Annotated in this window: 12 protein-coding genes and 2 pseudogenes; 4 read left to right on the top strand and 10 right to left on the bottom strand. The window is 65.3% G+C overall.

Annotated features, from left to right (window positions below):
* The 7 genes and pseudogenes from VSR82_RS27705 to VSR82_RS27675 form a co-directional block, all read right to left on the bottom strand.
* A pseudogene (locus VSR82_RS27705) lies at positions 1–262 on the bottom strand (glycoside hydrolase family 19 protein); the annotation flags it as partial.
* A gap of 394 nt (positions 263–656) precedes the next feature.
* Positions 657–1,766, bottom strand: coding sequence for an ABC transporter ATP-binding protein (locus tag VSR82_RS27700; protein WP_368584722.1), 1,110 nt, complete (start codon positions 1,764–1,766; stop codon positions 657–659).
* Positions 1,767–1,853: 87 nt separating this feature from the next.
* Complete coding sequence (locus tag VSR82_RS27695) at positions 1,854–2,564, bottom strand: HAD family hydrolase (protein WP_368584721.1); 711 nt, start codon at positions 2,562–2,564, stop codon at positions 1,854–1,856.
* A complete protein-coding gene (locus VSR82_RS27690) occupies positions 2,564–3,439 on the bottom strand; it encodes a carbohydrate ABC transporter permease (protein WP_013090394.1) in 876 nt (291 codons plus the stop codon). Before VSR82_RS27690 ends, VSR82_RS27695 begins: the two co-directional genes overlap by 1 nt.
* Positions 3,436–4,371, bottom strand: coding sequence for a carbohydrate ABC transporter permease (locus VSR82_RS27685; protein WP_026229139.1), 936 nt, complete (start codon positions 4,369–4,371; stop codon positions 3,436–3,438). The genes VSR82_RS27690 and VSR82_RS27685 overlap by 4 nt, the downstream gene beginning before the upstream one ends.
* Before the next feature lie 195 nt (positions 4,372–4,566).
* Positions 4,567–5,889, bottom strand: a complete 1,323-nt coding sequence (locus VSR82_RS27680) for an ABC transporter substrate-binding protein (protein ID WP_013090396.1) — start codon at positions 5,887–5,889, stop codon at positions 4,567–4,569.
* 97 nt (positions 5,890–5,986) lie between these two features.
* Complete coding sequence (locus VSR82_RS27675) at positions 5,987–6,766, bottom strand: L-iditol 2-dehydrogenase (RefSeq protein WP_368584720.1); 780 nt, start codon at positions 6,764–6,766, stop codon at positions 5,987–5,989.
* Between the two features lie 256 nt (positions 6,767–7,022).
* Here VSR82_RS27675 and VSR82_RS27670 point away from each other — a divergent pair, with 256 nt between their 5' ends.
* The 4 genes from VSR82_RS27670 (at position 7,023) to VSR82_RS27655 (ending at position 10,336) form a co-directional block, all read left to right on the top strand.
* Positions 7,023–7,514, top strand: a complete 492-nt coding sequence (locus VSR82_RS27670) for a Fur family transcriptional regulator (protein WP_368584719.1) — start codon at positions 7,023–7,025, stop codon at positions 7,512–7,514.
* A gap of 80 nt (positions 7,515–7,594) precedes the next feature.
* Complete coding sequence (locus tag VSR82_RS27665; RefSeq protein ID WP_429458049.1) at positions 7,595–8,590, top strand: metal ABC transporter solute-binding protein; 996 nt, start codon at positions 7,595–7,597, stop codon at positions 8,588–8,590.
* Entirely contained in the window at positions 8,587–9,561 is a 975-nt protein-coding gene (locus VSR82_RS27660) for an ABC transporter ATP-binding protein (RefSeq protein ID WP_368584717.1), read from the top strand. The genes VSR82_RS27665 and VSR82_RS27660 overlap by 4 nt, the downstream gene beginning before the upstream one ends.
* Positions 9,554–10,336 carry a metal ABC transporter permease gene (locus VSR82_RS27655; protein WP_410848559.1) on the top strand — a complete coding sequence of 261 codons (783 nt, stop codon included), beginning with the start codon at positions 9,554–9,556 and terminating at the stop codon, positions 10,334–10,336. Before VSR82_RS27660 ends, VSR82_RS27655 begins: the two co-directional genes overlap by 8 nt.
* 85 nt (positions 10,337–10,421) lie before the next feature.
* Here the strand turns inward: VSR82_RS27655 and fghA are convergent, their stop codons facing one another.
* The 3 genes and pseudogenes from fghA to VSR82_RS27640 all read right to left on the bottom strand — a co-directional run bounded on the left by fghA (position 10,422) and on the right by VSR82_RS27640 (position 13,148).
* Positions 10,422–11,276 (bottom strand): S-formylglutathione hydrolase, encoded by an 855-nt coding sequence (gene fghA / locus VSR82_RS27650; RefSeq protein ID WP_429458044.1) that lies wholly within the window; start codon positions 11,274–11,276, stop codon positions 10,422–10,424.
* Positions 11,277–11,384: 108 nt separating this feature from the next.
* Positions 11,385–11,516 (bottom strand): annotated as a pseudogene (locus VSR82_RS27645) (S-(hydroxymethyl)glutathione dehydrogenase); the annotation flags it as partial.
* Positions 11,517–11,681: 165 nt separating this feature from the next.
* Positions 11,682–13,148: a xylulokinase gene (locus tag VSR82_RS27640; RefSeq protein WP_429458042.1), complete on the bottom strand. Its 1,467-nt coding sequence runs from the start codon at positions 13,146–13,148 to the stop codon at positions 11,682–11,684.
* Between the last annotated feature and the right edge of the window lie 10 nt (positions 13,149–13,158).

Genomic DNA, 13,158 nt, shown 5'->3' with positions numbered 1-13,158 from the left:
CCGCGTCGAGGTCGAGCGCCTGCCCCGCGCCCGCCTCCGTGATGTGGATGCCACCGTGCCACATGCCCTTGCGGCTGACGAGATACGAGCCGGACGGCTCGTTCGTGGCAAGAAGGCGGTAAATGTCATGCTCGTCGGTGAAACGGGTGGATGCACTGGCATTGCCTTGCGCCTTGCGCAGAAACGGAAAGGCAAAGGCCAGTTGCTTGAGAGCCGGTGGTTTTGGGGTGTGCGGGTTATGTGGTGCCGAGTTGCTCGTCATTGGCTCGGTGCACTCCTGAAAGGATTGGGGTACACCACACTATGACGGCCGGCTGACAGCGTCGATTAGCCAAACTCTGAAATTGTTCGAACAATTGTCAAGCCGAGAAGTTCGCTTGAGGTTCGCCAAGGTCGCGAAGCTGGTCCTAAAACGGAGCGCTATGGGTCATGAATGATTCGGAGAAGAAGGCGCTGTCCGGCGGCCAATACCGGGCCGCGGCAGCGCTGCTATCGCTGATCGACAGTCAGACTGCGCGGCGGCACAACATCGGTTAATTCCAAGGTGACAAAACAAGGGTACGCGAGCGTGCATGGAAAAGCGCAGGTCACGCCTATAGCGCACGCCGACCATCGCAATCGCGTAAAGCGGCGCCCATGCGCCGCTTTACCATTCATCAAGCCGCCAGCACCTCAACGATCTTGCGCTGGAACGCCTTCCCGTCGCTGTCGAACAGATGACAATGCTCCGGCGTCGCGCCGAGCTTTTGCGTATTGCCTTTCGCATGACGTTCGAGCGGCGGAATCCGCGCGATCAATCCGTCCGGCGCGACGCTCGACTCCGCGTACAGATATGCGGCATCGCCGAGCGATTCGACCGTCATCGTGCGTGCCTCGATACCGTCCTCGGTCGTGCTGACGTGCAGGTGCTCGGGGCGAATGCCGACCGTCACCTTGTCGCCCTGCTTCGCCGCTCCGGGCTCGACCGACACACGCTGCGTCTCGCCCGTCTCGTAACGCACCGTGACGCCATCGCGCGACACCGACTGCACGACGCCTTCCATGAAGTTCATCTTCGGCGAACCGATGAAGCCTGCGACGAAACGGTTCGCGGGCGCGTGATACAGCATCGTCGGGCTGCCGACCTGCTCCAGATTGCCCGCCGACAACACGACTATTTTGTCGGCCAAAGTCATCGCCTCGACCTGATCGTGCGTCACGTAGATCATCGTCGTCTTCAGCTCGTCGTGCAGGCGCGCGAACTCGAGGCGCATCTTCACGCGCAGCGCGGCGTCGAGATTCGATAGCGGCTCGTCGAACAGAAACACCTTCGGCTTGCGCGTGATCGCGCGGCCGATCGCGACGCGCTGCCGCTGCCCGCCCGACAACTGCTTGGGCTTGCGATCGAGCAGATGGTCGATATGCAGAATCTTCGCCGCGTTGCGCACGGCCGCGTCGATCTCCGGCTTCTTCGCGCCGGCGAGCTTCAGGCCGAACGCCATGTTGTCGTAAAGGGTCATGTGCGGATAAAGCGCGTACGACTGGAACACCATCGCGATGCCGCGCTTGGCCGGCGGCACGTCGTTCATGCGCACCGCGTCGATGTTCAGATCGCCGCCCGTGATGTCCTCGAGGCCCGCGATCATCCGCATCAGGGTCGATTTGCCGCAACCGCTCGGCCCGACGAACACGACGAACTCGCCATCGGCGATGTCGAGATTGATGTCGCGCATCACTTCGTTGTCGTCGTAGGCCTTTCTGATGTTGCGCAAGGTTACGCTTGCCATGATGTGTCTCCGTGTAATGCCGTTCGATGCTGCTCGTTACTTCGTGCTGCTACCTGATGCCGTGTCGTGTCGCGTTCGTTCGCGCCCTCATGGCGCCGCGGCCGCCGCGGACAGTGTCCATTGCGCGACGAGGTCGGGCAACTGCCGCATGTCGTCGAACACATGACGCGCGCCCGCCGCATGCAGACGGTCGATCTGCGCATCGCTCGCATGACCGCCGCCGATAAACCCCAGCACCGCCATGCCCGCCGTGGCCGCCGCCGTGACGCCCGTCACGCTGTCCTCGACGACGAGGCACGCGGCAGGCGCGAGCCCGAAGCCTTGCGCCGCCGCCAGATACACGTCCGGCGCGGGCTTCGGATTCGGCACCGCGTCGGCGCAGAACAGCCGCTCGCCGAAGAACCGCTTCAGGCCCGTGCGCGCCAGTACCGTCTCGACGTACGGCCGGAAGCTATTGCTCGCGCAGCCTTTGACGAGGGGCACCTGGGTCAGCGCCATCTCGATGCCGTCGACCGCGGGCGCATCGATCGCCGCCGCTTCGACCGCGCGGCGGATCGCATCGATATCGTCGGCGCCGAGCTGCTGGCCGAGCTGCGTCGCGGTGTCTTGCAACACGCGCTCGATGCGCAGCCCGAGCAGCGGCAGCACGACCGGCTCGACGTCGACGCCGGGCCAGCGCGCCTCGAGCTCATGCACCAGCATGCGCGCAGCCACCGCTTCGCTGTCGATCAGCACGCCGTCGCAATCGCAGATCAACGCATATCGCGCGATGCCCGGACCCGCCGTCGGGTCCGCCATCACTTGACCGCCCCGAACGTGAGGCCGCGCACCAGCTGCTTCTGCGACAGCCAGCCGACGATCAGGATCGGCGCGACCGCCAGCAACGAAGCAGCCGACAACTTCGCCCAGAACAATCCTTCAGGACTCGAATACGATGCGATGAACACGGTCAATGGCGCGGCGTTCGAGCTCGACAGGTTGATGCTCCAGAACGCCTCGTTCCACGCGAGAATCACGAGCAGCAGCGCGGTCGACGCGAGTCCGGGCAGCGCCATCGGCATCAGCAGATAGACGATCTCCTGCCATGTCGCCGCGCCGTCGATGCGCCCGGCTTCGAGAATGTCGCGCGGAATTTCGGCGAAGTACGTGAACGCCATCCAGACCGCGATCGGCAGATTGATCAGCGTGTAGACGATGATCAGACCCGACACCGTATCGAGCAGGCCGCTGTTTTTCCACAGCAGATAGATCGGCACCAGCACGCCAACCGACGGCATCATCTTCGTCGACAGCATCCACAGCAGCACCTTCTGCGTGCGGTGCGTCGGGAAGAACGCCATCGCGTACGCACAAGGCACCGCGAGGATCAGGCACAGCAGCGTGACGCCGACCGAGATCAGCACCGAGTTCCACGCGAACGCGAAGTAGTTGCTGCGCGCGAACACTTCGCGGAAGCTGTCGAGCGTCGGCATGAAAAACAGCGACGACGCGTAGGCCTGCTGCTCGGTCTTGAACGCGGTGATCGTCATCCAGAAGATCGGGAAGAACAGCAGCAGCGCGACGAGCCACGCGATCACGCCGGGAATACCGCGGCGAATCGTGTCGAACGGCGATTTGGTCGGCACCGCGACGGGCTGCGTCGTCGATGCCGCAGTGGAGGCAACGTGGCTCATTTTTCGTACTCCCCTTTCAGGTTCTTCGCGAGCATCCGCACGAGGAAGAACGACACGATGTTGGCCAGCACGACCGCAAGAATACCGCCCGCCGATGCGAGACCGACGTCGAACTGTTGCAGGCCGAGCGAGAAGATCAGGTACGACAGCGTGGTGGTCGCATTGCCCGGACCGCCGCCCGTGGTCGTGTAGATCTCGGCGAAGATCGACAGCAGGAAAATCGTCTCCATCATCACGACGACCGCTATCGCGCGTCTCAGATGCGGCAGTGTGATGTAGAAGAACATCGAGAACGGACCCGCGCCGTCGATCTTCGCGGCTTCCTTCTGCTCCTGGTCGAGCGACTGGATCGCCGTGAACAGGATCAGGAACGCGAACGGCAGCCACTGCCATGCGACGATCATGATCACCGCGGTCAGCGGATAGTCGGCGAACCAGTCGATCGGCTGCATGCCGAGCGCACGCATGCCCTGCGCGACGAGGCCATACACCGGGTGCAGGATCATGTTCTTCCAGATCAGCGCGCTGACGGTGGGCATCACGAAGAACGGTCCGATCGCGAGCAGGCGCGCGATGCCCTGCCCGTAGAATTTGCGATCGAACAGGATCGCCATCAGCACCCCGCCGACCACGGTGATCACGAGCACCCACACGATCAGCTCGATCGTGTGCGCAATCGACGGACCGAACGACGGATCGGTGGCGAGATAGCGGTAGTTGTCGAAACCGGCGAAACCGCGCAGATCGGGATTCAGCAGGTTGTAGTGCGAGAACGAAAACCAGATCGTCATCGCGAGCGGAATGACCATCCACAGCACGAGAACGCTGACCGACGGCGCCACGAGCCAGCGGGCCGAATTGGCCTTACGCTCCTCGCGTTCTTTTTCTGTCTGGGGATGGGCGTGCATCAAAGGTAGGCGCAAAGGACGCATGATGGACCACCTGTTCGGTAATGCGCGGAGCGTTCGCCCGAGCCGCGTGCGTGCGACGCGGCGTGCCGTGCTGAATGGCACACGGCGCGCGCCGCATCGCTTACGGCGCAGACCAACGGCCGCCCTGCTTCATGAGCCGCATCGGTCGATGCGGCGGGCCTGCCGGGTTACAGCAGCGCAGTTACTTCTGCGCAGTTATTTCTGATAACCCGCCTGCTTGACCGCGCGGTCCGCGGCCGCGTTGCCGGCGGCGAGCGCCTGATCGACCGTCATCTGACCTGCGATCGCGCCGGAGATGCTCTGCCCGACCACCGTGCCGAACGACTGGAACTCAGGAATTCCGACGAACTGCACACCGGTGTACGGGACCGGCTTCGAGGTCGGATGATCCGGGTCGGCGGTCTGGATCGCCTTCAGCACGAAGTCGCCGAACGGCGCGGCCTGCTTGTACTCGGGGCGCGCATAGGTGGACTGGCGCGTGCCCGGGGGCACCGAGGCCCAGCCTTCGTCCTTCGCGACCATTTCAATGTACTCCTTCGAGGTCGCCCACTCGATGAACTTCTTCGCCGAATCGGCCTGCTTCGACGACTTCGGAATCGCCAGCGCCCACGCCCACAGCCAGTGCGAGCCCTTCGGCGTGACCGCGACCGGCGCCGCGGCGAAGCCGACCTTGTCGGCGATCTGCGACTGCTGCTTGTTGTACAGCATGCCGGCCGCGACCGTCGCGTCGATCCACATCGCGCACTTGCCGGACGACATCAGCGTCAGGTTTTCGTTGAAGCCGTTCGAGCTCGCTCCCGGAGGGCCGTCCTTCTTCAGCAGATCGACGTAGAACGTCATCGCCTTCTTCCATTCCGGCGAGGTCAACTGCGCGTTCCACTTCTCGTCGAACCAGCGGCCGCCGAACGTGTTCACGACCGTCGTGCCGTACGCCATGTTCTCGCCCCAGCCCGCCTTGCCGCGCAGGCAGATGCCGTATTGCTCCTTGGACTTGTCGGTGAGCTTGTCGGCGAATTGCGCGATCTGGTCATAGGTCGGCTGGTCGGGCATCTTCAGGCCGGCCTTGTCGAACAGATCCTTGCGGTAATAGGTCATCGAGCTTTCGACGTAGAACGGCAGCGCATACAGCTGGCCGTTCGCGGACAGGCCGTCGCGGGCCGTCTTCACGACGTCGTTCAGGTCGTAGTTCGCGGGCAGGTTCGTGATCGGCGCGAGCCAGCCGCGCTTGCCCCATTGCGGCGTTTCGTACGCGCCGATCGTCATCACGTCGAACTGGCCGCTGCCGGTCGTGATGTCGGTCGTCGCGCGCTGACGCAGCACGTTTTCTTCGAGGATCACCCAGTTCAGCTTGATGTCCGGATTCGCTTTTTCGAACGCCGGCGACAGCTTCTTCAGCTCGATCATGTCCGGATTGTTCAGTGTCGCGATCGTCACCGTCGCCGCCGACGCGCTCAGCGCGAAGCAGGTAGCCGCGCCGGCACCGGCCGCCTTCAGCGCGAATTTGAAAGCTGGTTTCATGGTTGTCTCCTTTCTCATACGTTATGTGATGCTGCGTTCGTTTGACGGAATGACGCGCCGCTCGGAGCAGCCAACGTGCCCGCTTACTGCTCTTGGTTCAGCTCATCCAGTTGCCGCCGTCGACGTTCAGCGTCTGCGCGGTGATGTAGTCAGCATCGGCAGACGCGAGGAACAGCGCGGCGCCGGTCAGGTCGTCGGGCACGCCCATGCGGCCGAGCGGCACGGCCTCGCCGACGAGGCGCTTCTTCTCGCCGAGCGGCCGGTTCTCGTAGCGTGCGAACAGCGCGTCGACCTCGTTCCACATCGGCGTGTCGACGACGCCCGGCGCGATGCCGTTTACATTGATCTTATGCGGAGCGAGCGCGAGCGCCGCGGACTGCGTATAGCTCAACACCGCCGCCTTGGTCGCGCAGTAGTGCGACACGAGCGCCTCGCCGCGCCGGCCGGCCTGCGACGACATGTTGATGATCTTGCCGCCATGGCCCTGCTCGACCATCTGCCGCGCGACCGCCTGCATCAGGAAGAACATGCCCTTCACGTTGACCGCGAACAGGCGGTCGAACACGTCCCAGGATTCGTCGAGGAGCGGGCGCATGTCGAACAGCGCCGCGTTGTTGAACAGGATGTCGATCTGGCCAAAGCAGCCGAGCGTGCTCGCGACGATGCGCTCGATGTCCTCGCGGCGCCGGACGTCGGCGCTGACGCTCAACACGCGTTCGCCATAGGTGCCGCGTAGCGCGCCGCCGATGCTGTCCGTCGGCTTCACGTCGACCAGCACGCAGCGCGCGCCTTCGTCGAGATAGCGCAAGGCTACCGCTTCACCGATACCGCTGGCCGCGCCCGTCAGAATGGCGACCTTGTCCTGCAATCGTGCCACTGCCTGTCTCCGGTTCGTTTTTGCATTTTGGCGCGTAGTGAGCGAACGCTCATCGCGCGATCAATTGCTCGGCTGGTGATCGAATGATCGGATACGAGCCGGGTCATGTCAAGGCACGCGGACGAATTTCGATGGTGCAGCGCGGCAGGCTTCACACCACGCGACGATTCGCGCTGCTGACAAAAAATCGCGATACGTTATATCATTTCGACCTCGCCGCCCGCCCGGGGGCCGCCACGCCAGGAGATTCACACCGATGACTACCTCGCTCGCCGAACAGCACGCCATGCGGCTCGCGCATGCGGACGCGCACGCCGCGGCGCAGGGGCTCGCGCTGACGCCGCTGCGTCGCCAGGTGTACGCGGCGATCGTCGCGAGCGAGCGGCCGGTCGGCGCATACGAGTTGCTCGACGCGCTCGCGCCCGAGCGCGGTCGCATGCCGCCGACCACCGTCTATCGCGCGCTCGACTTCCTCGTCGCGCATGGCTTCGTGCATCGGATCGAATCGAAGAACGCGTTCGTCGCCTGCTGCGAAATCGGCGTGCCGCATCGCAGCCAGTTCCTGATGTGCGACGGCTGCGGCGCCACCGTCGAAATTCCCGGCGACGAACTCGCCGATCGCCTGTCGCACAGCGCGCCCGCGCATGGCTTTGAGGTGCATCGCCAGGTGATCGAGTTGAGCGGCCTTTGCGGGCCATGTGCGCGAGCGGCGAAGCCTGGCGGCGGAGCAGCAGGCGTTTCGTCGTGATCAGGCGCGCGGCGCCGCGCTGTATCTGGCCTTGCCACCCCGAGTAGCTCATTCAAACTCTCAAGTAGCAGGAAACAACGATGAAAACGATCCGCTTGATGTTGTCCAGCGCGCAGCGCGCGCTGAAGGGTTCGATGTCTGTACGCACCCATCTGCGCGCATGTCTGCTCACGCTCGCGCTCGCGCTCGCGGCGCTCGGCTTCGGCCAGGGCGCGTTCGCCGCCGACGCGAAGATTCCTGTCGTCGCCGCGGAGAATTTCTATGGCGACGCGGTGCGGCAACTCGGCGGCGATCGTGTCGACGTGACCAGCATCCTCAACAACCCGGACCAGGACCCGCATCTGTTCGAAGCGAGCCCGGCCACCGCGCGCGCGTTGCAGCATGCGAGCCTCATCGTCTACAGCGGCGCCGACTACGATCCGTGGATGGCGAAGCTGCTGGCCGCGTCGAAAGGCGCGGAGCGCACGGTGATCGTCGCGGCCGATCTGGTGGGCAAAAAAGGCGGCGACAATCCGCACCTGTGGTACGACCCGGCGACGATGCCGAAAGTCGCGCGCGCGGTCAGCGACGCGCTCAGCGCTACTGACCCGGCGCACAAGTCGGCGTACGATGCGAACCTCGCGAAGTTTCTCGATTCGCTGAAGCCGATCGACGCGAAGGTCGCCGAGCTGCACGGCCGCTATGCGGGCCTGCCGGTCACGGCGACCGAGCCGGTGTTCGGCTATATGTCGGACGCGATCGGCCTGAACATGCGCAACCAGCGCTTCCAGCTCGCCGCGATGAACGACACCGAAGCGAGCGCGGCCGATATCGCCGCGTTCGAACGCGATCTGCGCGAGCGGCGCGTGCGCGTGCTGATCTACAACAGCCAGGCCACCGAGGCGCTGACCCGACGCATGCTGAAGCTCGCGCAACAATCGAAGGTACCGACGATGAGCGTCACCGAAACCCTGCCGGCCGGCAAGACCTATCAGACGTGGATGCTGACGCAGCTCGACGCGCTGCAGAAGGCGCTCGCGGCGGGTGATACGAACGGCGCGAACGGTGCGGCCAACGCGAAAGGACAAACTCCATGACTCCGACTGGCCATCGAACGCCAGCAAGTGCGCCAGCAGGCGCACCCACCGCGCGCCGCGACACGCCCGTGCTCGAACTCGACAACGTAACGCTCGATCTGGGCGGCCGCACGATCCTGCGTGACACGAGCTTCGTCGTGAACCAGGGCGAGTTCATCGGTGTGCTCGGGCCGAACGGCGCGGGCAAGACGACGCTGATGCGCGCGGTGCTCGGCCTCGTGCCGGCCGCGGCCGGCGCGATTCGCGTGCTCGGGCAGACGGTCGAGCGCGGCAACGCGTCGATCGGTTATATGCCGCAGACGCGCAGCGCACTCGCCGGCCGCCGTGTGCGCGGCCGCGATTTCGTCGCGATGGCCGCCGATGGTCATCGCTGGGGCTTGCCGCATGCGGATGCGAAAACGCGCGCTGACGTCGATCGGGTGCTCGAGCTCGTCGGCGGCACGAATCTCGCGAAGCGGCCGCTGTCGGAGTTGTCGGGCGGCGAACGGCAGCGGCTCCTGCTCGCGCAATGCCTGCTCGGTAATCCGAAACTGCTGCTGCTCGATGAACCGTTGATCAGTCTCGATCCGCATCACCAGAAGAGCGTCGTCGAACTCGTGCGGCGCGTGCAGCGGGAGCTCGGCATCGCGGTGCTGTTCTCCGCGCATGAACTCAATCCGCTGCTGAACTCGATCGATCGCGTGCTGTATCTCGGCAGCGGCGTCGCGGCGCTCGGCACCGTCGATGAAGTCATCACGCGGCCGGTGTTGTCGCGTCTGTACGGCTCGCCGATCGACGTGATGCGCGTGAACGGCCGCATCTTCGTGATGTCTGGCGGCGTCGAAGTGGAAAAGCACGATCACGAGCACGAACACGACGAGGACGGCGGACATACGCACTCGCACGACCACGGCCACGGTCATTCGCACGGCCACTCACACAGTCACTCGAACCCGCACGACTCACGCGACGGACACAAGCACGATGTTTGAATACGATTTCATGGTGAACGCATTCGCGGCGTCGGGGATCGTCGCGGTGCTGGCCGGCGTGGTCGGCTATTTTCTGGTGATGCGCGGACAGACGTTCGCGGGCCACGCGCTGTCGCATGTCGGCTTCACCGGCGCGACCGGCGCGGTGCTGATCGGCATCTCGCCGATCTGGGGGATGATCGGCTTCACGCTCGCGGCCGGTGTCGGCATGGGCGCGCTCGGCGAACGGCTCGCCGGCCGCGATGTCGCGATCGGCGTGATCCTTTCCTTGTCGCTCGGCTTCGGGCTGCTGTTTCTGCACTTCTTCACCGCGTATGCGACGCAGGTGACGGCGCTGCTGTTCGGCAACGTGCTCGGCGTCAATGCATCGACGCTCGGGGTGCTTGCCGCGCTCGGTGTAGTAAGTCTCGTGGCGCTCGCGGCGATTATGCGGCCGCTGCTGTTCGCGTCGCTGCAACCGGAGCTGGCCGAAGCGAAGGGCGTGTCGCTGCGCCGCGTGTCGGTGCTATTTCTCGCGATCGCCGCGCTGGCCGTTGCCGCCTGCACGCAGATCGTCGGCGTGCTGCTCGTGTTCACGCTGATGGTGGGCCCGGCCGCCGCCGCGCAGAACCTGAGCACGCGGCTGTCCACCGGTCTCGTGCTCGCGGCCGCGTTCGCACTCGCGCAGGCGTGGCTCGGCTTGACGCTCGCGTTCTATACCGATTGGCCGACGAGCTTCTGGATCACCGTGCTATCGGCGGCGGTGTATGGCGGCAGTCTGCTGAAGCGGCATTGAGAGACGCTTTCGTCGAACGCATGAAAAACGGCGGCACGTGATGTGCCGCCGTTTTTTCATTTAGCGCCGTGTTTTACGAGGTTTTTCAGCCGAGCAACACCTTCGCGTGATGCGCGAGATGATCCTCGATGAACGTCGAGATGAAGTAGTAGCCGTGGTCGTAGCCTTCGTGCCGGTGCAACGTCAATGGCTGCCCCGCGGCCTTGCACGCCGCTTCGAACACGTCGGGATTGAGCTGCGTGGGCAGGAACTGATCCGCGAGTCCCTGATCGACGAGAATCCCTGTTGCGAACTTGCGCGTCGCGTGCGCGACCAGCTCGCTCGCGTCGTACTGGTTCCACGCTTCACGGTTCTCGCCGAGATAGCCGCTGAACGCCTTCTCGCCCCACGGACAACGCATCGGCGCGGCGATCGGCGCGAACGCCGACACCGACCGATAAATATCCGGATTGCGCAGCGCGAGCACCAACGCGCCGTGCCCGCCCATCGAGTGACCGAAGATGCCGAGGCGCGCGCCGTCGACCGGTAATTCGTTTACGACCGTCTCGCGCAGTTCATCCCGCACGTATGAATACATCCGGTAGTTCGTGGACCACGGCTCCTCGGTCGCGTCCACGTAAAAGCCCGCGCCGACGCCGAAATCCCACGCATCGCTCTCGCCTGGCACACCCGCGCCGCGCGGACTCGTGTCCGGCGCGATCAACGCGATGCCGTGCTGTGCCGCGAAGCGCTGCGCGCCGGCCTTGATCGGAAACGTTTCTTCCGTGCAGGTCAGTCCGGCCAGATAGAACAACGCCGGCACACGTCCCGCGTTCTCATGCAATGCCTGCGGCGGCAGATAGACCGAGAAGCGCATCGGCAGACCGATCGCGCGCGACTCGTGCCGGTAAAAACGCTGCTCGCCGCCATGACAGGCGTGCGACGATAGTAGTTCAAGCATCGTGACATTCCTCGTTTAGTAGAGCACGGCCGAGCGGATCGACTCGCCCTTCTTCATCAGGTCAAAGCCCTCGTTGATGCGCTCGAGCGGCAGACGGCGGGTGATGGAGTAGTCAGTCTGGCAGATGCCCGTCGCCTTCACCTCGATCAGGACTTCACCGGCGCGCGCGCCTTCGAGATCGACTTCCTCGATGGTCAACGGGGCGCCGGCTTTCCATGCGATTGCTGCTTTGCTCTTCATCGTCAATGCTCCTCCGAGTCCGTGAGTGCGTGAATGCGTGAATGCGAAATGGGCATCGCATGCCCGGCGACCACGTGGCGCGCGAAAAGCGTAATGGTATTGCATAGTGCGCGAAGGCTGCCCCGCCGATGGCTGCGCTCCGCGCCGCGTTCGACGCCGCCGCTGCTACTGCGCTTCGCGCGACGCCCCGCCACCGAACCACGGCTCGACCCGGCCATACAGATCGACGAAGCGCGCGTAGCGCTCGGCAAGCGCCGCATCGCCATGCGGACCCGCAACGCGCGTCGCGCCCGGCGCGAGCGCGGCGAGATCGCGCGTTAGCCAGTGGCCGCACGCGAGGCCGCCGAGGATCGCCGCGCCGCGCGGCGCTGCGTTCGGGCAATTGACCGCGTGCAGCTCGACGTCGAGCGCATCGGCGAGCAGTTGCCGCCAGCGCGCATCGACGGAGCCGCCGCCCGCGAGCTTGAGCGCCGTCACCTGCGCGCCGCTCGCGCGAATCGCGTCGAGCCCCGCGCGCAACGAGAATGCGACGCCCTCGAACGCGGCGCGCATCATCGCCCCACGCGTATGCTCGAGCGATAAACCGAGCCAGCCGCCGCGCGCCTGCGGGTTCAGCCACGGCGTGCGCTCGCCGGTCAGGTACGGCAGGAAAGTCAGCGTCGACGCGGCGTGACCCGTTGCATCGGCGGCTGCGTCAGCCGCATCGTCGAATGCGTCGCGGTAAGCCTCCGCCCACTTATACGACAGCCACCCGCGCACCCGCTCCAACGCAATGCCGACGTTCTGCATCGCCGCCATCCGATACCAGTGATCGCTCGCCGCGCGATAGCGGTGCAAACCCTTCAGCGGCGCCGGTTTGTCGTTCGCGAGCACCACGATCTGTCCGCCGGTGCCGGTCGTCAGCAGCGCGTCGCCGTCCTGCGCGAGTCCGCTGCCGAGCGCCGCGCACGGCGTGTCCGCGGCGCCGGTCGCGAGCACGATACCGGCCCGCAAGCCGAGTGCCTGCGCGGCCTGCGGCGACAGCGCGCCCGACGCCGCATACGATGACGCCAGCGGCGCGAACCACTCGCGCGGAATCTCCAGACGCGCCAGCAGCGCCGTGTCCCACGCGCCGGCGGGATCGGCGAGCGCGGTCGCGCACGCATCGGACGCATCGGTCACGCACGCGCCGCCGAGCGCGACGCGCAGCCAGTCTTTCGGCTGGAGCGCCCAGCGCGTGCGACGCGCGGCTTCCGGTTCATGCAGCACGAGCCAGCGCAGCAACGGACCAGCCATGCCGGGCGCGACCGGATTCGGTTGCGGGTTGGGCCATGCGTCGAGCACGGCGAGCGCGCGCGAGTCGGGCCACAGCATCGCGCGCCGCACCGCCGCGCCGTTTGCATCGAGTAGCACGACGCCGTGCATCTGACCGGAGAAGCCGATCGCGCGCACGCCATCACGCAGCTCGCGGGGCAGGCCCGCCATCGCATCGACGAGCGCGTTCCACCACGTCTCGACGTCGATTTCGGCCCAACCCGCGTGCGGCGTAACGAGCGCATAAGCGACGCTCGATACCGCCTGCTCGCGTCCATGTTCGTCGACGATTGCCGCTTTCAGGGAGCCGGTGCCGAGGTCGATGCCGAGAAAACTCATGAGCGCAGGG

It is taken from the genome of Burkholderia sp. JPY481, from assembly GCF_038900515.1.
Classification (GTDB): Bacteria; Pseudomonadota; Gammaproteobacteria; order Burkholderiales; family Burkholderiaceae; genus Paraburkholderia; species Paraburkholderia youngii.
The sequence above is the reverse complement of the archived record's forward strand: the minus strand, read 5'-3'. Positions and strand labels throughout refer to the sequence as shown.